Below are 21,459 nucleotides of genomic sequence, written 5' to 3' on the forward strand. Positions count from 1 at the left end.
TGAAGGGCAGGGCGATCGGCGCGCAATTAAACCATAACCGGCGGCATGAGAATTTATGTCTGGCGGTAGGTAGCCATCGCACTTTGTGGTTAACTTCCGCCTCTCGAATTCGTTTCATCAAACCCAGCATAAGGATTCTGTTCATGGCTCAAGTCACCCTTCGTGGTAATCCTGTCCAGGTTGAAGGCGAACTGCCGAAAACCGGCTCCACCGCTCCTGAATTCAGCCTGGTTGCTGTCGACCTGTCGCAAGCGACCCTGGAAACCTTCGCCGGCAAGCGCAAGGTTCTGAACATCTTCCCAAGCGTTGATACCCCGACCTGCGCGACCTCGGTACGCAAGTTCAACGCCCAGGCCAACGACCTGAGCAACACGGTCGTGCTGTGCATTTCCTCTGATCTGCCGTTTGCCCAGAAGCGTTTCTGCGGCACCGAAGGCCTGGACAATGTGCTGAGCCTGTCGGACTTCCGCAACGCCGACTTCGCTGTCGACTACGGCGTTTCCCTCGCCGACGGCCCACTGCAGGGCCTGACCGCCCGCGCCGTGGTGGTACTGGACGAGAACAACACTGTGCTGCACAGCGAGCTGGTTGCGGAAATCGGCCAGGAGCCGAACTACGAAGCAGCCCTGGCTGTTTTGAAGTAACTGTTTCGGTACGTTACTGTCGTTTTGCAGTAACACGCGTGATGCATGATTGCGGCCTGGCCTAGTCCAGGCCGTTTTTATTTGTGTCTCAACTGCTTAGCGAAATAGCGGGCAGACTAAGATCAGAAGTTAAAAGTTGTAAGCCCAAGGTAAATAGCCGGTAAAGGCGCTTTTCTAAATGCGCCCCAGTGCTTATCTTTCAGCCTCCCAAAGAAGAAGCTCTCGCGCCCAATGGTTGATCACTCCATGCAATCCTCCCCCCGTAAGTCCCGCCGCTGGCTGTTCGGCCTGCTTGTGCTGCTGGTTATCGCCGGCCTGTGCTGGAAGTTCTGGCCCGGCAGCCATAAGGATGGCGCCGAAAAGCCCGCGGGCCATGCCGGCAAGACGGGGATGATGCGCCCGGGGTTCGGCGGCTCCGCCGGCCCGGTACCGGTGCGCGTGGCGCCCGCCGTGCTGGGGGAGTTCCCGGTGTACTACAAGGCGCTGGGCACGGTGACCGCGCTCAACACCATCAATGTGCGCAGCCGGGTAGGCGGCGAGCTGGTGAAGATTGCCTTTGAGGAAGGCCAGATGGTCAAGGCCGGCGACCTGCTCGCCGAGATCGACCCGCGCAGCTACCAGAACGCCTTGCTCCAGGCCCAGGGCACGCTGATGCAGAACCAGGCTCAGTTGAAGAACGCCCAGGTCGATGTGCAGCGTTACCGCGACCTGTACGCCCAGGACAGCATCGCCAAGCAGACCCTGGACACCGCTGAAGCGCTGGTCCTGCAATACCAGGGCACGGTCAAGACCAACCAGGGCGCGGTGGATGACGCCAAGCTCAACCTCGAATTCACCAAGATCCGCGCACCGATCAGCGGCCGCGTGGGCCTGCGCCAGGTCGACGTAGGCAACCTGGTGGCGGCCAACGACACCACCTCACTCGCGGTGATCACCCAGACACAACCGATCAGCGTGGCCTTCACCCTGCCGGAAAACACCCTGGAAACCGTGCTCACCCGCTACCACGCCGGCAACAAGCTGCCTGTAGAGGCCTGGGACCGTGGCGACGTGAAGAAGCAGGCTACCGGCGTGCTGCAAAGCCTGGACAACCAGATAGACGTCACCACCGGCACCCTGAAGTTCAAGGCGCGTTTCGATAACAAGGACCAGGCGCTGTTCCCCAACCAGTTCGTCAATGTGCACTTGCTGGCCGATACCCTGCATAACGTGGTGCTGGCGCCGTCGGCGGCGATCCAGTTTGGCAACACCGGAACCTTCGTCTACGTGCTGGACGGTGACAAGAAGGTCAAGATGCAGCCCCTGGTGGTCGGTGATTCCGATGGCGACAACACGGTGATCAAAGAGGGCCTCAAGGCTGGCGACCGCGTGGTGTTGGAAGGCACCGACCGCTTGAAGGACGGCAGCGAGATCGAAGTGGTCAACGACAGCAGCGAAGTGCCGACCACCCCGACCGAACACCTGCAAGGCAAGCCTGCGGCTAAAGGGGAGACCGGTTCCACCGCCGGCAAGGCGCAAAAGGTCGGTTCATGAACCTGTCGCGGCTGTTTATCCTTCGCCCGGTCGCCACTACGCTGAGCATGCTGGCCATTGTCCTGGCCGGCATCATCGCGTACCGCTTGTTGCCGGTGTCGGCCTTGCCCCAGGTGGATTACCCGACGATCCGGGTGATGACCCTGTACCCCGGGGCCAGCCCGGACGTGATGACCAGTGCGGTCACTGCACCGCTGGAGCGCCAGTTCGGGCAAATGCCCGGCCTCACACAGATGGCCTCCACCAGTTCCGGCGGGGCGTCGGTGCTGACCCTGCGTTTCAACCTCGATATCAATATGGATGTCGCCGAGCAGCAGGTGCAGGCCGCGATCAACGCGGCCACCAACCTGCTGCCCAAGGATCTGCCGGCGCCGCCGGTGTACAACAAGGTCAACCCGGCGGACACCCCGGTGCTGACCCTGGCGATCACCTCCAAGACCATGCTGCTGCCCAAGCTCAATGATCTGGTGGATACGCGGATGGCGCAGAAAATCGCGCAGATCAGCGGCGTCGGCATGGTCAGCATCGCCGGCGGCCAGCGCCAGGCGGTGCGCATCAAGGTCAACCCCGAGGCCCTGGCGGCCAACGGCTTGAACCTGTCCGATGTGCGCACGCTGATCGCCGCGTCCAACGTCAACCAGCCCAAGGGCAACTTCGACGGGCCGACCCGTGTGTCGATGCTCGATGCGAACGACCAGTTGGTCTCGCCCGCGCAATATGCCGAACTGATCCTGGCCTACAACAACGGCGCGCCATTGCGCCTCAAGGACGTGGCGCAGATCGTCGACGGCGCTGAAAACGAACGCCTTGCCGCCTGGGCCAATGAAAACCAGGCGGTGCTGCTGAACATCCAGCGCCAGCCGGGTGCCAACGTGATCGAGGTGGTGGACCGCATCAAGGCATTGCTGCCCAGCATCACCGACAACCTGCCGGCCGGCCTCGATGTGACGGTGCTCACCGACCGTACCCAGACCATCCGCGCCTCGGTCAAGGATGTGCAACACGAATTGCTTATCGCCATCGCCCTGGTGGTCATGGTGACGTTCCTGTTCCTGCGCCGGGTCAGTGCCACGATCATCCCGTCCATCGCCGTGCCGCTGTCGCTGGTGGGCACCTTTGGCGTGATGTACCTGGCCGGATTCTCCATCAACAACCTGACGCTGATGGCGCTGACCATCGCCACCGGGTTCGTGGTGGATGACGCGATCGTGATGCTGGAGAACATTTCCCGCTATATCGAGGAAGGCGAAACACCATTGGCCGCCGCGCTCAAGGGCGCCAAGCAGATCGGTTTCACCCTGATTTCCCTGACGCTGTCGCTGATTGCGGTGTTGATCCCGCTGCTGTTCATGGCCGACGTGGTCGGGCGCCTGTTCCGTGAGTTCGCCATTACCCTGGCGGTGGCGATCCTGATTTCCCTGGTGGTGTCCCTGACCCTCACGCCGATGATGTGCGCGCGCTTGCTCAAGCGTGAGCCAAAGGAGGAAGAGCAGGGGCGTTTCTACAAGGCCAGCGGTGCCTGGATCGATTGGTTGATTGCGCGTTACGGGAGCATGTTGCAGTGGGTGCTCAAGCACCAGCCACTGACCCTGCTGGTGGCCATCGCCACCCTGGGCCTCACTGTATTCCTGTATCTGGTGGTGCCCAAGGGGTTCTTCCCGGTGCAGGATACCGGCGTGATCCAGGGCATTTCCGAAGCGCCGCAGTCGATTTCCTTCGCCGCCATGAGCCAGCGCCAGCAGGAGCTGGCCAAGATCATCCTGGCCGATCCGGCGGTGGAAAGCCTGTCGTCATATATTGGTGTGGACGGCGATAACGCTACCCTCAACAGCGGGCGCCTGTTGATCAACCTCAAGGCCCACGGCCAGCGTGACCTGAGCGCAGCCCAGGTGATCACCCGTTTGCAGCCGCAGATCGACAAGCTGGTGGGCATCCGCCTGTTCATGCAGCCGGTGCAGGACCTGACCATCGAAGACCGTGTGAGCCGTACCCAGTACCAGTTCAGCATGTCCTCGCCGGACGCCGAGCTGCTGGCGCTGTGGAGCGACAAGCTGGTGCATGCGCTCAGCCAGTTGCCGGAACTCACTGATGTGGCCAGCGACCTGCAGGACAAAGGCCTGCAGGTGTACCTGGTGATCGACCGCGATGCGGCCTCGCGCCTGGGCGTGAGCGTATCGACCATCACCGACGCCCTGTACGACGCCTTCGGCCAGCGGCAGATTTCCACCATCTACACCCAGGCCAGCCAGTACCGCGTGGTGTTGCAGGCCCAGTCCGGCGAAACCCTCGGGCCGGACGCGCTGAACCAGATCCACGTGAAAACCACCGATGGCGGCCAGGTGCGCTTGTCCAGCCTGGCCCATGTGGAACAGCGTCAGGCGCAGTTGGCGATTGCCCATATCGGCCAGTTCCCGGCGGTGATGATGTCGTTCAACCTGGCCCCCGGCGTCGCGCTGGGCAAAGGCGTGGAGCTGATCAACCAGACCCAGAAAGACATCGGTATGCCGGTGGGCGTGCAGACTCAGTTCCAGGGCGCAGCCCAGGCGTTCGAAGCGTCGCTGTCGAGCACCTTGCTGCTGATCCTGGCGGCGGTGGTCACCATGTACATCGTGCTCGGTGTGCTCTACGAGAGCTATATCCACCCGATCACCATTCTCTCGACCTTGCCATCGGCGGCGGTGGGAGCCTTGCTGGCCTTGCTGCTCAGCGGCAATGACCTGGGCATGATCGCGATCATCGGCATCATTCTGTTGATCGGTATCGTCAAGAAGAACGCGATCATGATGATCGACTTCGCCCTCGACGCTGAACGCAACCAGGGCCTCGACCCGCAGACCGCCATTTACCAGGCGGCGCTGCTGCGCTTCCGGCCGATCCTGATGACCACCCTGGCGGCGTTGTTCGGCGCGGTGCCGTTGATGCTGGCCACCGGTTCCGGCGCGGAATTGCGCCAACCGCTGGGCCTGGTGATGGTCGGCGGTCTGCTGGTGAGCCAAGTGTTGACGCTGTTCACCACTCCGGTGATCTACCTGTACTTCGATCGCCTTGGCCGCCGCTGGCGCAAAGAGCCGCAAAGCCTGGAGCCGGTTGAGTCATGAACCTGTCCGGACCTTTCATCCGCCGGCCGGTCGCGACCATGCTGCTGAGCCTGGCGATCCTGTTGCTCGGCGGTGTCAGCTTCAACCTGCTGCCGGTATCGCCACTGCCGCAGATCGATTTTCCGGTGATCGTGGTATCGGCCAGCTTGCCCGGCGCCAGCCCCGAAGTGATGGCGTCTACCGTGGCCACGCCGCTGGAGCGTTCGTTCGGCGCGATTGCCGGCATCACCACCATGAGCAGTTCGTCGAGCCAGGGCTCCACCCGGGTGATCCTCGCGTTCGATTCCGACCGCGACATCAACGGCGCGGCGCGGGAAGTGCAGGCGGCGATCAACGCCTCGCGCAACCTGCTGCCCAGCGGTATGCGCAGCATGCCCACCTACAAGAAGATCAACCCGTCCCAGGCGCCGATCATGGTGCTGTCGCTGACCTCGGACGTGTTGCAGAAGGGCCAGTTGTACGACCTGGCCTCGACCATTCTTTCCCAGAGCCTCTCGCAGGTTCCGGGTGTGGGCGAAGTGCAGATCGGCGGCAGCTCCCTGCCGGCCGTGCGCATCGAGCTGGAGCCCAAGGCTCTCGACCAGTACGGCGTGGCCCTCGATGATGTGCGCAACACCATCGCCAACGCCAACCAGCGCCGGCCCAAGGGCTCGCTGGAAGACAATGAGCGTAACTGGCAGATCCAGGCCAACGACCAGTTGGAAAAGGCCAAGGACTACGAGCCGCTGCTGATTCGCTACCAGAACGGCGCTGCCCTGCGCCTTGGGGATGTGGCCAAGATCAGCGACGGTGTGGAAGACCGCTATAACAGCGGCTTCTTCAATAACGACTCGGCGGTACTGCTGGTGATCAACCGCCAGTCCGGTGCCAACATCATCGAGACGGTGCGGCAGATCAAGGCGCAGTTGCCGGCGTTGCAGGCGGTGCTACCGTCCAGCGTCAAGCTGAGCCTGGCCATGGACCGCTCGCCGGTGATCACCGCCACCTTGCATGAAGCCGAGATGACCTTGCTGATTGCCGTGGGGCTGGTGATCCTGGTGGTGTACCTGTTCCTGGGGAATTTCCGCGCCTCGCTGATCCCGACCCTGGCGGTGCCGGTGTCGCTGGTGGGCACCTTTGCGGTGATGTACCTGTACGGGTTCTCGTTGAACAACTTCTCGCTGATGGCGTTGATCCTGGCCACCGGCCTGGTGGTGGACGATGCCATCGTAGTGCTGGAGAACATCTCCCGGCACATCGACGAAGGCGTGCCGCCGATGAAGGCGGCGTATCTGGGCGCACAGGAAGTCGGCTTTACCTTGCTGTCGATGAACGTGTCGCTGGTGGCGGTGTTCCTGTCCATCCTGTTCATGGGCGGGATTGTCACCAACCTGTTCCGCGAGTTTTCCATCACCCTGTCGGCGGCGATCATTGTGTCGTTGATTGTCTCGCTGACCCTGACCCCGATGCTCTGCGCGCGCTGGCTGAAACCCCACGTCAAAACGCAGATGACCGGTTTGCAACGCTGGAGCCAGAAGATCAACGACCGCATGGTCGCCGGCTACGCCACCAGCCTGGACTGGGTGCTGCGCCATCGGCGCCTGACCCTGCTCAGCCTGTTGCTGACCATCGGCATGAACGTGGCGCTGTACGTGGTGGTGCCGAAAACCTTCATGCCCCAGCAGGACACCGGCCAATTGATCGGTTTTGTGCGCGGTGACGACGGCCTGTCGTTCAGCGTGATGCAGCCGAAAATGGAGACCTTCCGCAAGGCGGTGCTCAAGGACCCGGCGGTGCTCAGCGTGGCCGGCTTCATCGGCGGCAACAACGGCACCAACAACGCGGTGATGCTGGTCCGCCTCAAGCCCATCAGCGAGCGCAAGGTCTCTGCCCAGGCGGTGATCGAGCGTCTGCGCAAGGATGTGCCGCTGGTGCCGGGCGGGCGCCTGTTCCTGATGGCCGACCAGGACCTGCAATTCGGCGGTAGCCGCGACCAGACCAGTGCGCAGTATTCCTACATCCTGCAAAGCGGCGACCTGGCGGCATTGCGCCTGTGGTACCCGAAAGTGGTCGCGGCGCTGCGCGAGTTGCCGGAACTCACCGCCATCGACGCCCGTGAAGGTCGCGGTGCGGCGCAGGTCACGTTGATTGTCGACCGCGACCAGGCCAAGCGCCTGGGGATCGACATGAACATGGTCACCGCCGTACTGAACAACGCCTACAGCCAGCGGCAGATTTCGACCATCTACGACAGCCTCAACCAGTATCAGGTGGTGATGGAGGTCAACCCGAAATATGCCCAGGACCCGATCACCCTCAACCAGATGCAGGTGATCACGTCCACGGGCGCACGGGTGCCGTTGTCGACCATCGCCCATTATGAGAACAGCCTGGCCGACGACCGCGTCAGCCACGAAGGCCAGTTCGCCTCGGAAGACATCGCCTTCGACATGGCGCCCGGCGTGACGGTGGAGCAGGGTACGGCCGCCATCGAACGGGCGATTGCCAAGGTCGGCTTGCCGGAAGACGTGATTGCCAAGATGGCCGGTACCGCCGATGCCTTCGCGGCCACGCAGAAGGGCCAGCCGTTCATGATCCTCGGCGCGCTGGTGGCGGTGTACCTGGTGTTGGGCATTCTGTACGAAAGCTACATTCACCCGCTGACCATTCTCTCGACCTTACCCTCGGCGGGTGTCGGCGCCATGCTCGCCATTTACCTGACGGGAGGCGAGTTCAGCCTGATCTCCCTGCTGGGCCTGTTCCTGTTGATTGGGGTGGTGAAGAAAAACGCGATCCTGATGATCGACCTGGCGCTGCAGCTGGAACGCAATGACCGCATGGGGCCGCTCGAATCGATTCGCAGTGCCTGCCTGCTGCGCTTGCGCCCGATCCTGATGACCACCCTGGCAGCAATCCTCGGCGCCTTGCCGTTGCTGCTGGGTGCTGGCGATGGCGCGGAAATGCGCCGTCCCCTGGGCCTGACCATTATCGGTGGCCTGGTGTTCAGCCAGGTCCTGACCCTTTACACCACCCCGGTGGTTTACCTTTATCTCGACCGCGCGCGCCACCGCTTCAACGCCTGGCGCGGCGTGCGTACCGATGCTGCCCTGGACACTGCGCTATGACCGATTCAACCTTTGCCCGATTGGCCCTGTTCCGTGGTTCCCGCGTGGCGAGCCTGGTGCTCTGCGGCGTGTTGCTCAGCGCCTGCGCCGTCGGCCCCGACTACAAACGCCCGGAAGTGGTCGAGCCGGCGCAATTCAAGGAAGCCAAGGGTTGGCGTCAGGCCACCCCCAGTGATTCTCTGGCCCGTGGTGCCTGGTGGGAGTTGTACGGCGACCGCCAGCTCAATGAGCTGGTGCTGCGCCTGAACAGTTCCAACCAGACCGTGGCCCAGGCCGAAGCGCGCTTTCGCCAGGCCCAGGCTTTGGTGCGCAGTTCCCGTGGGGCGTTTTACCCCACCGTCGACCTGAGCGCCGGGAAAACCCGCGCCAGCCAGGGCACCGGCAGCAGCAGCGCCAGCCTGAGCAGTTCCAGCAGCGGTATCCGCGACACCCTCAATGCGCAGTTGGGCGTGAGCTGGGAAGCGGACATCTGGGGCAAGCTGCGCCGGGGCCTGGAAGCCAATGAGGCCAGTGCCGAAGCCAGCTCGGCGGACCTGGCGGCGATGCGCCTGAGCCAGCAGTCGGAACTGGTGCAAAGCTACCTGCAACTGCGCGTCATGGATGAACAGACGCGCCTGCTGCAAGCGACCCTGGAGACTTATCAGCGCTCCCTGCAAATGACCGAAAACCAGTACCGCGCCGGTGTTTCCGGCAAGGACGCGGTGGCCCAGGCGCAGACCCAGCTCAAGACCACCCAGGCCAGCCTGATCGACCTGATCTGGCAGCGCGCCCAGCTGGAAAACGCGATTGCGGTACTGATTGGCGAGGCGCCGGCCAACTTCAACCTGGCGGTGAGCAAGGACATTCCGGCGCTGCCGCAGATCCCGGTGAGCCTGCCGTCGCAACTGCTTGAGCGTCGCCCGGACATCGCCTCGGCCGAACGCTCGGTGATCGCCGCCAACGCCAATATCGGCGTGGCCAAGGCCGCCTACTACCCGGACCTGACCCTGAGCCTGGCCGGTGGTTACTCCAGCAGCACGTACGCCGACTGGATCAGCCTGCCGAACCGCTTCTGGTCGGTAGGGCCCAAGCTGGCCATGACGCTGTTCGATGGTGGCCAGCGCTCGGCGGAAGTCGACCGTACCGTAGCCTCCTATGACGAGACGGTGGCCAAGTACCGCCAGACCGTGCTGGATGGTTTCCGCGAAGTGGAAAACTACATGGTGCAGCTCAAGGTGCTGGAGGACGAGGCGGTGGTCAGCAACGAAGCGCTGGCGGCAGCGCGTGAGTCGCTGCGCCTGACCCAGAACCAGTACAAGGCCGGGCTGATTGCCTACCTGGATGTGGTCACTGTGCAGGCCACGGCCCTGAGCAACGAGCGCACGGTGCTGACCTTGCTGCAGACGCGCCTGGTGGCCAGTGTGCAATTGATCGCCGCGTTGGGCGGTGGCTGGGATGGACAGACACCGATCGCCGACAAAAACTGAAGATCAACTCGATCCAATGGGTGGGCTTGCTGTGATGAACAGGCGTGTTGAGGTTGGCGGGCCCGCTCACCGCAATAAGCCCGCTCACCAAGTCCCACTGCCATATTTGGCCTCAACAAATCCTCGTTTTGAGTCATCCGATTGGCGTCAAAATGCCACTAATGGCGCTCTGATAATTAATCAAGTACTCAAGAATTATTCTCGCTACAATCGCCCGCTTTGCCATTTCGCACGGGCCTTTCGGGCTCGCTGTGCACGAGAAGTCCCATGCTCATCGGTAGTTACTCGCCCTCGCTGGTCGTGATCTCACTGTTCGTTGCGATCCTCGCTTCTTACACCGCGCTGGACCTTTCTGGCCGCATCGCCACCGCCAAGGGGCGCGCCGTTTACTTATGGATCACTGGCGGATCCATGGCGATGGGGGTGGGGGTGTGGTCCATGCACTTCATCGGCATGCTGGCTTTGCGCTTGCCGTTTACCCTGGGCTTCGACCTGGGGATTACCGCGCTGTCGTTGCTGATTGCGGTGCTGTCCAGCGGCTTTGCCTTATGGCTGGTCAGCCAACCGCGCCTGCCGGCCTGGCAGCTGGGGTTGGGGGCGCTGATCATGGGCACCGGCATTGCCAGCATGCACTACACCGGCATGGCGGCGATGCGCATGACGCCGGGCATCGATTACGACCCGACGCTGTTCGGCGCTTCGTTATTGATCGCGGTGGTGGCCTCCGGTGCAGCGTTGTGGATCGCCCATAATCTGCGCCGCAATACGCCGTATGTGCGCCTGGCCCGGGGTGGGGCGGCGGTGGTGATGGGTTTTGCCATCGTCGGTATGCATTACACCGGCATGGCAGCCGCACGCTTTGCCGATGAGAGCTTCTGCGGCGCGGCACTGAACGGTTTGAGCGGCAAGGGCCTGGATAACCTGGTGCTGGTTACCACCCTGGCGGTGCTGGCCATCGCTTTGCTGACGTCGTTGCTCGACGCACGCCTGGAAGCGCGCACAGCGGTTCTCGCCGACTCCCTGAGCCAGGCCAACCAGGAACTGACCCACCTGGCCCTGCACGACATGCTCACCGGCCTGCCCAACCGCACCTTGCTCGCCGACCGCATCCAGCAAGCCATGCAGGCGGTGAAAGAGCAGGGCGGCTGTTTTGCGCTGATGTTTATCGACCTGGACGGCTTCAAGCCGGTCAACGATGCTTTTGGCCACCATATGGGCGACCAGTTGCTGCGCGAAGTCGGCCAGCGCCTGCGTGAAGACTTGCGCAGTCACGACACCCTGGCGCGCATCGGCGGCGATGAGTTCGTATTGCTGGTGCAACTGACCCAGCCGGACGATGCCCTCGGCCTGGCCGAGCGCCAGGTGGTGCTGATCAACCGCGCCTTCCAGGTGGCCGAACATGAGTTGAAGATCTCCGCCAGCGTGGGCATCGCCGTGTTCCCGGGCAACGGCAATAACCCCCAGGAATTGCTGATGAACGCCGACGCCGCGATGTACCACGCCAAGGGCATGGGCAAGAACGGCTACAGCTTCTTTGATGCGTCGATGAACACCAACGCGCGCAAGCAATTGCAGTTGTTGCAGGACCTGCGCAATGCGGTGGAACAGCAACAATTTCGCTTGTACTACCAGCCCAAGTACGATGCGGCCAGTGGCATTGCGGTGGGGGCCGAAGCGCTGTTGCGCTGGGAGCATCCACAACAGGGCCTGTTGTTGCCGGCGACGTTTATCGAATTGGCGGAAAAGACCGGGTTGATCATCCCCATCGGCGAATGGGTACTCGATGAAGCCTGTCGCCAAATGAGCCTGTGGTACGCCCAGGGCTACGAAGATTGGCGTATCGCCGTGAACCTGTCGGCGCTGCAGTTCTGCCACGCCGGGCTGGTCAAGAGCGTGGCTCAAGCCCTTGAGCGTCATCGCTTGCCAGCCAACAGCCTGACCCTGGAAATCACCGAGACCACCGCCATGAGCGACGCCGATGCGAGCATGACGGTGTTGCAGCAGTTGTCGGACATGGGCGTCGATCTTTCCATCGATGACTTCGGCACGGGTTATTCCAGCCTGATGTACCTCAAGCGCCTGCCGGCCAACGAGTTGAAGATCGACCGTGGGTTTGTACGCGACCTGGAGCACGACAGCGATGATGCCGCCATCGTCTCGGCCATTGTCGCCCTCGGCCAGGCCCTGGGCCTGCGTATTGTTGCCGAAGGGGTGGAAACCGATGTGCAACAGACCTTTCTCACGCGCCTGGGGTGTAACTCCCTGCAAGGTTATCTGCTGGGCCATCCGTTGCCGGCGGAAGGGTTCATGGTCGACATCCAGCGTGCCGAAGACACCTTGGCGCCTGACAAAAGCCGTGCATGACGGGTATTCTTGGATCCAGCCCTAAACATCAGGTTGAATCAGGAGACCGCACGCATGGACAAAGTCGTCATCATCACCGGGGGCAGCCGTGGGATCGGCGCCGAGACGGCGTTGCTGGCCGCTCGCCAGGGTTATCGCATCTGCATCAACTATCAGTCTGACGAAGAGGCTGCCCACCGTGTGCTCGAACAAGTCCGCGCCCTGGGCGCCCAGGCGATTACCGTGCGCGCCGACGTGAGCATTGAAGATGAAGTGATTGCACTGTTTCATCGCGTCGACACCGAACTGGGCCGCGTCACCGCACTGGTCAACAACGCCGGTACCGTGGGGCACAAATCCCGTGTTGATGAGATGTCCGAGTTCCGTATCCTGAAAATCATGAAGACCAATGTGCTGGGGCCGATCCTGTGTGCCAAGCACGCGGTGCTGCGCATGTCGCCCAAGCATGGCGGGCAGGGCGGCAGCATTGTCAACGTGTCGTCGGTGGCGGCGCGCCTGGGGTCGCCCGGCGAGTATGTCGATTACGCTGCGTCAAAGGGCGCGCTCGACTCCTTCACCATTGGTCTGTCAAAGGAAGTGGCGGGTGAGGGCATTCGCGTCAACGCGGTGCGTCCTGGCTATATCTACACCGACTTCCATGCCCTGAGCGGCGACCCGGACCGGGTCAGCAAACTCGAATCCGGTATCCCCATGGCCCGTGGCGGGCGCCCGGATGAGGTGGCGGAAGCGATTATCTGGCTGCTGTCGGATAAGGCTTCGTATGCCACCGGGACGTTCCTTGATTTGGGCGGTGGCCGTTAGACGGCGGTGCTATCGGGTCCGCAAATGGCGCAGTGCGTCATAGCCCTTTAATGAAAACGCCTGGAGCAGGCTGGCTTCCGAATTGTAAACGGTGCTGTAGCCATCGCTGTTGAAACCATCGATCTGTCCATTGCGGCTATGGCTACCGTTTAGATAGCGATCGTCCAGGTTATCAAGAAACCGCAACACTTGGTCCAGATAGTAGAGCGCATTGGCCCTGGCTTCCGGGTGCGGGTTGGCTTCGGTGAAGTCACCCACCTGGCGTTTCAGGTCATCAATCAAGTGGTAATTGTCGCGATTGTCCAAAAAATTCTTAAGTACAGGGCTCTGTTCGATAATCCTGTCTGCAGAACGGTGATCGCCGGCAGGACGCCCCGTCGGGCCTGTCATCTCGCGTATTTGTTGCTGTTCTACTGCACGCATGTAATGGGGGGGGATCGGCAGTGGCTTGTCGGACATGCTCATGGGAAAGTTCCGGGTCAAAATGGGGTAAACGCATTCTCCCTTGTGAGAAACTTGCGCTTCTTTATGTGGTTCCTTGTTTTATCGGGTTCCCGTTCAAAACGACCGCACAATCCGCCCCAACGTCTCCATCGCCTTTTCCGACGCCTCGGTCCACGGGCTGCCATAGTTCAGGCGAATGCAGTTGCGAAAGCGCTGGGTCGCCGAGAAGATCGGCCCCGGCGCAATGCTGATGCCCTGCGCCAGGGCCATCTGGAACAGCTTCAGCGAGTCCGTCTGCTCCGGCAGTTCCAACCACAGGAAGTACCCGCCGGCCGGTTGGCTGACCCGCGTCTGTGCCGGAAAGTAGCGCGCGATGGCGGCCAGCATGGCGCTTTGCTGTTCTTCCAGGGCATAGCGCAATTTGCGCAGGTGCCGGTCGTAGCCGCCATGTTGCAGGTAATCGGCAATTGCGGCCTGGGCCGGCATTGAGGGGCATAGCGACGTCATCAGTTTCAAACGTTCGACCTTCTGCGCAAAACGCCCGGCCGCGACCCAGCCCACGCGATAGCCGGGGGCCAGGCTTTTGGCGAAGGAGCCGCAATGCATCACCAAACCTTCGGTGTCGAAGGCCTTGGCCGGCTTGGGTGCCTGCTGGCCATAATACAATTCGGCATACACATCGTCTTCGATCAGCGGCACCTGATGCTCGCGCAGCAGTTCCACCAGGGCCTGCTTCTTGGCTTCCGGCAGCGTCGCGCCCATGGGGTTCTGGAAGCTGGTCATGGTCCAGCAAGCCTTGATCGGGTAGCGCTGCAGGGATTGCGCCAGGGCGTTGAGGTCGATGCCGTCGCGCGGGTGCACGGGGATTTCCACGGCCTTGAGTTTCAAACGCTCCAACACTTGCAGGCACGCATAGAACGCCGGCGCTTCGATGGCCACCAGGTCACCCGGTTCGGTGACGGCTTGCAGGCACAGGTTGAGGGCTTCCAAGGCGCCATTGGTGATCAGCAGTTCCTCCATGGGCAGCATCAGGCCACCGACCATGTAGCGCAGGGCGATTTGCCGACGCAGTTGCGGGTTGCCCGGCGACATGTCGGTGACCACCAGGCGCGGGTCCATTTCGCGGCTGGCGCTGGCCAGGGACCGGGCCAGGCGCGGCAACGGGAACAGCATCGGGCTGGGGAACGCCGAGCCGAAGGGCACGGTGTTGGGGTCCTTGATCGAGTCGAGCACCGAGAACACCAGTTCGCTCACATCCACTTCGGTGGACTCATGCACCTGCTCGCTCACCACCGGCTCGGAAAACGGGCTGGGTGCGTGGGTGTTGACGAAGTAGCCGGAACGCGGCCGTGCCCGGATCAGGCCACGGCGTTCCAGCAGGTAGTAGGCCTGGAACACTGTCGACGGGCTGACGCCGTACGTCTGGCTGGCGTAGCGTACCGAAGGTACCCGCTGGCCGGGGCCGAGCACGCCGGAGCGGATCAGTTCTGCGATGTCGTCGGCGAATTTTTCGTAGCGTTTCATGGGGGCTCAATTAGCTTTTTACAGGTATTTTTCAGCGGTTCAGCGGCGCCACAAAGCGGCTGTCGGCAGCGCTATGGATCCACGGCTCATCCACATCCGAAACTTTGAAGCGCAAGGTCTGCGAGCTGCTCGTGGGTTTGTCCGCCAGCAATGCCACCGACACCGGCACATCGCTGATTTCCCCCGGTGCCAGGCTGATCTCGGTCTTGCCCTGCAATTGGAAGCCGTCGGCGTCCACCAATTCCAGGCGGTAATCCTGGCGCTGCTGGGTCTTGTTGATCACCTTTAGGCTGTAGATGTTTTCAATCTGGCCCTGGGCGTTCTCGCGGAACATGCCACGGTCCTTGGTCACGTCCAGCGAGACCATGGGTCGTTCCACCAAGGCCACCACCAGGGCTGCGATCATCACCAGCAGCACCGCACTGTAGCCGATCAGGCGCGGCCGTAGCAGATGGGTCTTGCCGCCTTGCAGTTGATGTTCGCTGGTATAGCTCACCAGGCCGCGCGCGTAGCCCATCTTGTCCATGATCGAATCGCAGGCGTCGATGCACGCTGCACAACCGATGCACTCCATTTGCAAGCCATCGCGGATGTCGATACCGGTAGGGCAGACCTGCACGCACAGTTGGCAGTCGATGCAATCGCCCAGGCCGACGTCGGCGGGTTTCACTTCACGTTTGCGCGGGCCACGGCGTTCGCCGCGAGCCACGTCGTAGGAAATGGTCAGGGTGTCCTTGTCGAACATCACGCTCTGGAACCGCGCATACGGGCACATGTGCATGCACACTGCTTCGCGCAACCAGCCGGCGTTGATGTAGGTGGCACCGGTAAAGAACAGCACCCAGAACAGGCTGACGCCGCCCATCTGCCAGGTCAGCAGTTCGCTGGCCAGGGGGCGGATCGGCGTGAAATAGCCGACAAAGGTCAGCCCGGTCAGCACACTGATGCCCAGCCACAAGGCGTGCTTGGCCGAGCGCCGCGCCAGTTTGTCCAGGCTCCAGGGCGCGGCGTGCAGCTTGATGCGCTGGTTGCGTTCACCTTCGGTGACCTTTTCACACCACATGAACAGCCAGGTGAATGAACTCTGCGGGCAGGTGTAGCCGCACCACACACGGCCAGCGAACACGGTGATCGCAAACAGGCCGAAGGCGCAGATGATCAGCAAGGCCGACAGCAGGATGAAATCCTGGGGCCAGAAGGTCGCCCCGAAGATGTGGAATTTGCTTTCAGCCAAGTCCCACAGCACGGCTTGCCGGCCACCCCAGTTCAGCCACACGGTGCCGAAAAACGCCAGGAACAGAAAGCCTGCACCGCCTACGCGCAACGTGCGGAACAGGCCGGTGAAACTGCGGGTATGAATCAGGTTGTCGCTGGATTTGGCCTTCACCTTCTTCGGGTGTATGGGCTCAAAGGTTTCCACGGTGGGGATTCTTTCGCTCATGTCGTTCGCTCATCAGCCTCCATCAGGCCAATGAACTATGCGCGGGGGGCTGTTTGCATAACAGACTCAGGTAGTGTGATAAAAAGCGGATCAGATAGGCTGCGCGAGGTGTGCTGCGACAATGCGCTGCACCCCGTATCGCCTAGGGTGCAGCGCTATGACGGGTGTATTGATACAGATCAATCAAATCAGCGAACCAGGCTCTTCGGCCTTCACATGCTGGCGTCCATCGTGGGCTCCGGCGACCGTCAGCGCGTCGGCCTCGGCTTCAGTGATATAGATCCGCTCGGCGGCCAATTCCACGTAGGACATGGATTTTTCGGTGTCGGTCAGGACAGTGACCCGCGTCGCTGGCACGCTCTGTTCCTGGCGGTTGTCGTCGAGCATGAAGTAGCACAGTTGGTTGTCGATACGAATGGGCATGCCGATCTCCTTTCTCATGGGCTATGCAAGGTTAGGGGTAGGCAATGTGCAGGGGTTCCAGGCAACTGACTGGCGGTCGCCGCTGTCCATCCTTTACCAACAACGATAAAGGACGGCATCCATGGACGCCTGGTGGCATGAAGTGTGGCAAACCCTGCAGGCTGAATTCGCTGATATCGGCGACGCCAGGCAACTCACCCAGATCACCGTGCGCCTGCTGATCGCGGCGGTCCTGGGCGGCATCCTCGGCTTTGAGCGCGAGAGCAAGGGCAAGGCCGCCGGGGTGCGCACCCACATGCTGGTGGCGCTGGGTGCCGCGTTATTTGTGATGGTGCCGCAGATGTCCGGCAATCAGGCGGATGCAATGAGCAGGGTGGTCCAGGGTGTAATTGCCGGGATCGGTTTCCTGGGCGCGGGGACCATCATCAAGGGCAAGGACGATGAAGAAGGGCATGTCAAAGGCCTGACCACCGCCGCCGGCCTGTGGATGACCGCTGCGATTGGAGTCTCGGCCGGGTTGGGCCGGGAATCGACAGCGGTACTGAGTACGTTGCTGGCCTTGGCGGTGTTCAGCGTGATGCCCAGGCTTGTGCGTATGTTGGAGAAGTAGGCCTATGCTGGGCGGCCAGCCTCATAGCACCACATCGCTTGGTTGTAGTTGGCCTCGTACTTCCACTTCAAAGGTCGCGTGTCCTGCCCCGTAATTTATCATCAGCGTGCTGACGTTTTCTTTTGGGTCATAGTAAATGGCGCCTTCGCCAGCTATCAGCCCGTGTCCCATCCCCTGCTCGAGGACGGACTCGTTCAAGCGTACCGGCTTGCCGCCGGTTACTGTGCGTATACCCGACACATCAATCTTGTCCTTGCCGCTTTCGAAATCCATGATGGTATCGACGCCGTTGAACATGCTCGAATCAGTCGGACTGCCGTAGACAAAGGTATCCGCGCCTTTCCCGCCCCACAGCTTGTCCCAGCCTCTGCCGCCATGAATAACGTCGTTACCGTCACCGCCTTCCAGGATGTTATTGGCGTCGTTACCCACGATCAAATCGTCGCCCTTGCCGCCTTTGGCGTTTTCGATGATGACGCCATTGGCGATAGAAAGGTTCCTGTCACGGCCATTGGCATTGGTGAAGGTGCCCGGCATCAGGCTGATCTTCTGGTCCTTTTTGTAACCGGAAAGATCCAGCGTGTCGTTGCCGCCGCCATCCCAGATGGTACCCCTGAGTTCATCCTTGTCGGACTTGAGCTTCAGGACGTCACGGTCGGCGTTCGAGTTGAAGCCGTAGACAGTGTCTCCCTTGCGCGTTTGATGGTTAGCGCCGTATCGGCTTTGAATCGCGGTGATGTCATCCATCAAGGGCATAGGTGTAGGGCTTCCATGTTGATATTTGCTCATGATGGTGTGTTTACGGGAGTCCTCCAAATAGCCAAGTTTGTTCTGTTCATATTTTTTTCCGTAGTTGCGTCCCGGGTGGGTCAAGCCAAGCGTGTGGCCGGCTTCATGCACCAACGTCGTCACGCCGCCCGGGCCTGAACTTTCCTTTTCTGTGGTCCAGACCTGTGCGCTTTGCTTTTCTTTTTTCGGCTGAATGGCGTGGGGGTTGAAGGGCGCGTGTTCACCTCTCGGGTTGCGCATGGTCTTAAAGTTTCCGAACTCGATATGGCCTTCGCTTTGCTCATTTCTTGGTCCTTCGACAAACTTGACGTTCGTCACATCTGCCCACTGGTTGAGTGCGTCGCGGGTTTTAGCCTTATTTGCTTCGGACACATCATTCACGCCCTGGTAGCGGCCGTACTCTTTTTTAGGTTTATCGGAGCCGGGTATGAACGAGTAGGTGACAACCGTGACACCATCACCGTTCTTGTCACGCCAACCTAAATGCGGACTTATCAAGCGCGGGATAGCTTCCTGCGAGGTTTTTGACTTCAGGCCATTTTTTTCAATATGCCCACCGCGGTCATCGCGGTGCTTGAAGTCGTCGACCTGTTGGTAGGTGGCACTACCGTGGGGGGAAATGGCGCTGATCGGCATGGGGGTTCCTATTCAAAATCGTGAGCCCAGAGTTTGCTCGCGTTGAATAGGCTGCGTACTAAGCACTTTCCGAAAGTCGTGAGAGATGTTTACCGACATTTCTGTAGGGCGATGTGGCTGTGCAGTGCATTTGCGCACTGCACATGCTTGATTACACGATCACCGGTGGCATTGTCGTGGGGGGTTCCTCGACGGGCGGTGGCTGATGCTCCGGCGGTTCCTTTTCCGGAATCGGTTCCGGTTCGGTGGGTGGCAGGGTGGGGTTGTCGATATTCGGGTCCGGGGTTTCAGCCGGGATCGGGATATTCATCGGTGTGGCCTCCTTTGTGCTTTGCTCTATCGGTGGACAGCTGCCAGGGCGAATTGATTCCCCGCCCAATGGCAGCACATCCACCTGAACTTTTAACCAGCGTGCAGGCTCGGACCTATACGGCGCTGCTCAGGGAGAGCTCAGCCGTATCGCAATTTCGGATCAAGCAAAGAGCGTCCACAGGGCGTAAGGGGAAGATGCTCGATGACTGCTGAAACACAGGTTCCAGACACCTCCATATTGCCGCTGTCCCAGGCGCTGTTGCTGCCCCGGATCGCGATCGAAAGCACCACCCCCGTGATCGACGGCGGCGAATTTGCCGTCAAAGCCGTGGTCGGCCAGCGGGTCAACGTCACCAGCAAAGTGTTTGCCGACGGCCATGACAAGCTCGCCGTGCTGATCCGCTGGCGCCCGCTGCAGGACGAAAGCTGGCACAGCGTGGTCATGACCGACGTGGGCAACAACGGCTGGGAAGGCGCCTTTACCGTGACCCAGCAAGGCCCCCACGAATACTGCATCGAAGCCTGGATCGATACCTTCGCCAGCTTCTGTTACGAGCTGCGCAAGAAGCACGAGGCCGGCGTGCCGGTCAGCCTGGAGTTGCAGGAAGGCCGCAGCCTGGTGCTGCAGGCCGCCGAACGCAGTGACAATGAACTTCGCGACCGCCTGATGCTGCTGCATCATGAACTCTCTGGCCTGCTGGAAACCGAGCAGGTTGCGCAGTTCCTGCACGAAGACAGTGCACATTTGATGACACAGGCTGATCACCGTGCCTACCTGAGCATCAGCACGGTTTACCCGATCGATGTGGAACGTGAGGCGGCACTGTTCGCCAGTTGGTACGAGCTGTTCCCGCGCTCGATCACTGACGATCCCGCACGGCACGGCACGTTCAATGACGTGCATTCGCGCCTGTCGATGATCCATGACATGGGCTTCGACGTGCTGTATTTCCCGCCTATCCACCCCATCGGGCGCAGCCACCGCAAAGGCAAGAACAACTCGCTGACCGCCGGTCCCGATGATCCGGGCAGCCCGTATGCAATCGGCAGCGAAGAGGGCGGCCACGAAGCCATCCACCCGCAACTGGGCAGCCGCGACGACTTCCGCCGCCTGGTCCAGGCCGCCGCCGAACATGGCCTGGAAATCGCCCTGGACTTCGCCATCCAGTGTTCCCAGGACCACCCATGGCTCAAAGAGCATCCGGGCTGGTTCAACTGGCGCCCGGACGGCACGATCAAGTACGCGGAAAACCCGCCGAAAAAGTATCAGGACATCGTCAACGTCGACTTCTATGCGGCGGATGCCATCCCAGGCCTGTGGACCGAGCTGCGCGATATCGTGGTGGGCTGGGTGGAAGAGGGTGTGAAGACTTTTCGCGTCGACAACCCCCACACCAAGCCGCTGCCGTTCTGGCAATGGTTGATCAGCGACGTACGGTCCAGGTACCCGGAGGTGATCTTCCTCGCCGAGGCGTTCACCACGCCGGCGATGATGGCGCGCCTGGGCAAGGTCGGCTACTCCCAGAGCTACACCTACTTCACCTGGCGCAATACCAAGGCCGAATTGAGCGAATACCTGACGCAGTTGAATGAGTCGCCATGGCGTGAGTGCTATCGGCCGAATTTCTTCGTCAACACGCCGGACATCAACCCTGGCTTCCTGCATGAGTCAGGGCGCCCGGGCTTTTTGATCCGCGCCGCGCTGGCAACCATGGGCTCGGGCCTGTGGGGCATGTATTCGGGTTTCGAGTTGTGCGAAGCGGCCCCGGTGCCCGGCAAAGAGGAATACCTGGATTCGGAGAAATACGAAATCCGCCCACGGGATTTCACCGCCCCCGGTAACATCATCGCCGAGATCGCCCAGCTCAACCGCATTCGTCGGCAGAACCCGGCACTGCAAACGCATTTGGGGCTGAAACTCTACAACGCCTGGAACGACAACATCCTGTATTTCGGCAAGCGCAGCGAGGATGGCAGCAACTTCATTCTGGTGGCGGTCAACCTCGACCCTTACAACGCCCAGGAAGCCAATTTCGAGTTGCCGCTGTGGGAGTTGGGGTTGCCGGACGATGCCCAGACCCAGGGCGAAGACTTGATGAATGGCCATCGCTGGACCTGGTATGGCAAGCACCAGTGGACACGGCTGGAGCCGCAGATGCCGTTCGGGATCTGGCGTATCACCACCTCTTAAACCCTGCGCGGGACAAATGTGGGAGGGGGCTAGCCCCCGATAGCAGTGTGTCAGCCACCGCTTCATCAACTGACACACC

15 protein-coding genes are annotated in these 21,459 nt (G+C 61.2%); 9 read left to right on the plus strand and 6 right to left on the minus strand.

The annotated features are described in order from the left end of the window. Positions 1-143: 143 nt before the first annotated feature. The 7 genes from tpx (at position 144) to BMX59_RS26635 (ending at position 13,010) form a co-directional block, all read left to right on the plus strand. The gene (tpx, locus tag BMX59_RS26605; RefSeq protein WP_092249064.1) at positions 144-644 is read left to right on the plus strand and encodes a thiol peroxidase; all 501 of its coding nucleotides are present in this window, start codon (positions 144-146) and stop codon (positions 642-644) included. A gap of 231 nt (positions 645-875) precedes the next feature. Beyond that, positions 876-2,177, plus strand: coding sequence for an MdtA/MuxA family multidrug efflux RND transporter periplasmic adaptor subunit (locus BMX59_RS26610; protein ID WP_093127672.1), 1,302 nt, complete (start codon positions 876-878; stop codon positions 2,175-2,177). Continuing rightward, on the plus strand, positions 2,174-5,275 hold the full coding sequence (locus tag BMX59_RS26615) for an MdtB/MuxB family multidrug efflux RND transporter permease subunit (RefSeq protein WP_092249068.1): 3,102 nt from the start codon (positions 2,174-2,176) through the stop codon (positions 5,273-5,275). Before BMX59_RS26610 ends, BMX59_RS26615 begins: the two co-directional genes overlap by 4 nt. Then, complete coding sequence (locus BMX59_RS26620; protein WP_071490593.1) at positions 5,272-8,379, plus strand: efflux RND transporter permease subunit; 3,108 nt, start codon at positions 5,272-5,274, stop codon at positions 8,377-8,379. Before BMX59_RS26615 ends, BMX59_RS26620 begins: the two co-directional genes overlap by 4 nt. Continuing rightward, positions 8,376-9,845, plus strand: coding sequence for an efflux transporter outer membrane subunit (locus tag BMX59_RS26625; protein WP_092249070.1), 1,470 nt, complete (start codon positions 8,376-8,378; stop codon positions 9,843-9,845). Before BMX59_RS26620 ends, BMX59_RS26625 begins: the two co-directional genes overlap by 4 nt. A 267-nt stretch (positions 9,846-10,112) precedes the next feature. Further along, entirely contained in the window at positions 10,113-12,209 is a 2,097-nt protein-coding gene (locus tag BMX59_RS26630) for a putative bifunctional diguanylate cyclase/phosphodiesterase (protein WP_093127678.1), read from the plus strand. Positions 12,210-12,263: 54 nt separating this feature from the next. Continuing rightward, the gene (locus tag BMX59_RS26635; RefSeq protein ID WP_092249074.1) at positions 12,264-13,010 is read left to right on the plus strand and encodes an SDR family oxidoreductase; all 747 of its coding nucleotides are present in this window, start codon (positions 12,264-12,266) and stop codon (positions 13,008-13,010) included. A gap of 9 nt (positions 13,011-13,019) precedes the next feature. On the opposite strand, the gene BMX59_RS26640 is transcribed toward BMX59_RS26635, so the two are convergent. From BMX59_RS26640 to BMX59_RS26655, 4 genes are all read right to left on the minus strand, one after another. Next, positions 13,020-13,475: a hypothetical protein gene (locus tag BMX59_RS26640; protein ID WP_256573002.1), complete on the minus strand. Its 456-nt coding sequence runs from the start codon at positions 13,473-13,475 to the stop codon at positions 13,020-13,022. Positions 13,476-13,568: 93 nt separating this feature from the next. Next, entirely contained in the window at positions 13,569-14,978 is a 1,410-nt protein-coding gene (mapR, locus tag BMX59_RS26645; protein WP_071492582.1) for a GntR family transcriptional regulator MpaR, read from the minus strand. A gap of 31 nt (positions 14,979-15,009) precedes the next feature. Then, positions 15,010-16,419, minus strand: a complete 1,410-nt coding sequence (gene ccoG, locus BMX59_RS26650) for a cytochrome c oxidase accessory protein CcoG (protein ID WP_093127685.1) — start codon at positions 16,417-16,419, stop codon at positions 15,010-15,012. Positions 16,420-16,602: 183 nt separating this feature from the next. Beyond that, a complete protein-coding gene (locus BMX59_RS26655) occupies positions 16,603-16,842 on the minus strand; it encodes a DUF3203 family protein (RefSeq protein WP_092249082.1) in 240 nt (79 codons plus the stop codon). 121 nt (positions 16,843-16,963) lie between these two features. Here BMX59_RS26655 and BMX59_RS26660 point away from each other — a divergent pair, with 121 nt between their 5' ends. Then, positions 16,964-17,452: an MgtC/SapB family protein gene (locus BMX59_RS26660; protein ID WP_093127690.1), complete on the plus strand. Its 489-nt coding sequence runs from the start codon at positions 16,964-16,966 to the stop codon at positions 17,450-17,452. Positions 17,453-17,473: 21 nt separating this feature from the next. Here the strand turns inward: BMX59_RS26660 and BMX59_RS30990 are convergent, their stop codons facing one another. After that, positions 17,474-18,877: a M10 family metallopeptidase C-terminal domain-containing protein gene (locus tag BMX59_RS30990; protein ID WP_092249084.1), complete on the minus strand. Its 1,404-nt coding sequence runs from the start codon at positions 18,875-18,877 to the stop codon at positions 17,474-17,476. Between the two features lie 151 nt (positions 18,878-19,028). Further along, complete coding sequence (locus tag BMX59_RS30590; RefSeq protein WP_170856115.1) at positions 19,029-19,187, minus strand: hypothetical protein; 159 nt, start codon at positions 19,185-19,187, stop codon at positions 19,029-19,031. A 204-nt stretch (positions 19,188-19,391) separates the two neighbouring features. Between BMX59_RS30590 and BMX59_RS26670 the strand changes: the two genes are divergently transcribed. Continuing rightward, positions 19,392-21,380: an alpha-1,4-glucan--maltose-1-phosphate maltosyltransferase gene (locus BMX59_RS26670; protein ID WP_092249086.1), complete on the plus strand. Its 1,989-nt coding sequence runs from the start codon at positions 19,392-19,394 to the stop codon at positions 21,378-21,380. The last annotated feature ends 79 nt before the right edge of the window (positions 21,381-21,459 follow it).

Source organism: Pseudomonas sp. NFR09 (assembly GCF_900111535.1).
Classification (GTDB): Bacteria; Pseudomonadota; Gammaproteobacteria; order Pseudomonadales; family Pseudomonadaceae; genus Aquipseudomonas; species Aquipseudomonas extremorientalis.

Coding starts and splice junctions, on each gene's coding strand:
- tpx (WP_092249064.1), top strand. CDS start 144: ATGGCTCAAGTCACCCTTCGTGGTAATCCTGTCCAGGTTGAAGGCGAA.
- BMX59_RS26610 (WP_093127672.1), top strand. CDS start 876: ATGGTTGATCACTCCATGCAATCCTCCCCCCGTAAGTCCCGCCGCTGG.
- BMX59_RS26615 (WP_092249068.1), top strand. CDS start 2,174: ATGAACCTGTCGCGGCTGTTTATCCTTCGCCCGGTCGCCACTACGCTG.
- BMX59_RS26620 (WP_071490593.1), top strand. CDS start 5,272: ATGAACCTGTCCGGACCTTTCATCCGCCGGCCGGTCGCGACCATGCTG.
- BMX59_RS26625 (WP_092249070.1), top strand. CDS start 8,376: ATGACCGATTCAACCTTTGCCCGATTGGCCCTGTTCCGTGGTTCCCGC.
- BMX59_RS26630 (WP_093127678.1), top strand. CDS start 10,113: ATGCTCATCGGTAGTTACTCGCCCTCGCTGGTCGTGATCTCACTGTTC.
- BMX59_RS26635 (WP_092249074.1), top strand. CDS start 12,264: ATGGACAAAGTCGTCATCATCACCGGGGGCAGCCGTGGGATCGGCGCC.
- BMX59_RS26640 (WP_256573002.1), bottom strand. CDS start 13,475: ATGAGCATGTCCGACAAGCCACTGCCGATCCCCCCCCATTACATGCGT.
- mapR (WP_071492582.1), bottom strand. CDS start 14,978: ATGAAACGCTACGAAAAATTCGCCGACGACATCGCAGAACTGATCCGC.
- ccoG (WP_093127685.1), bottom strand. CDS start 16,419: ATGAGCGAAAGAATCCCCACCGTGGAAACCTTTGAGCCCATACACCCG.
- BMX59_RS26655 (WP_092249082.1), bottom strand. CDS start 16,842: ATGCCCATTCGTATCGACAACCAACTGTGCTACTTCATGCTCGACGAC.
- BMX59_RS26660 (WP_093127690.1), top strand. CDS start 16,964: ATGGACGCCTGGTGGCATGAAGTGTGGCAAACCCTGCAGGCTGAATTC.
- BMX59_RS30990 (WP_092249084.1), bottom strand. CDS start 18,877: ATGCCGATCAGCGCCATTTCCCCCCACGGTAGTGCCACCTACCAACAG.
- BMX59_RS30590 (WP_170856115.1), bottom strand. CDS start 19,187: ATGAATATCCCGATCCCGGCTGAAACCCCGGACCCGAATATCGACAAC.
- BMX59_RS26670 (WP_092249086.1), top strand. CDS start 19,392: ATGACTGCTGAAACACAGGTTCCAGACACCTCCATATTGCCGCTGTCC.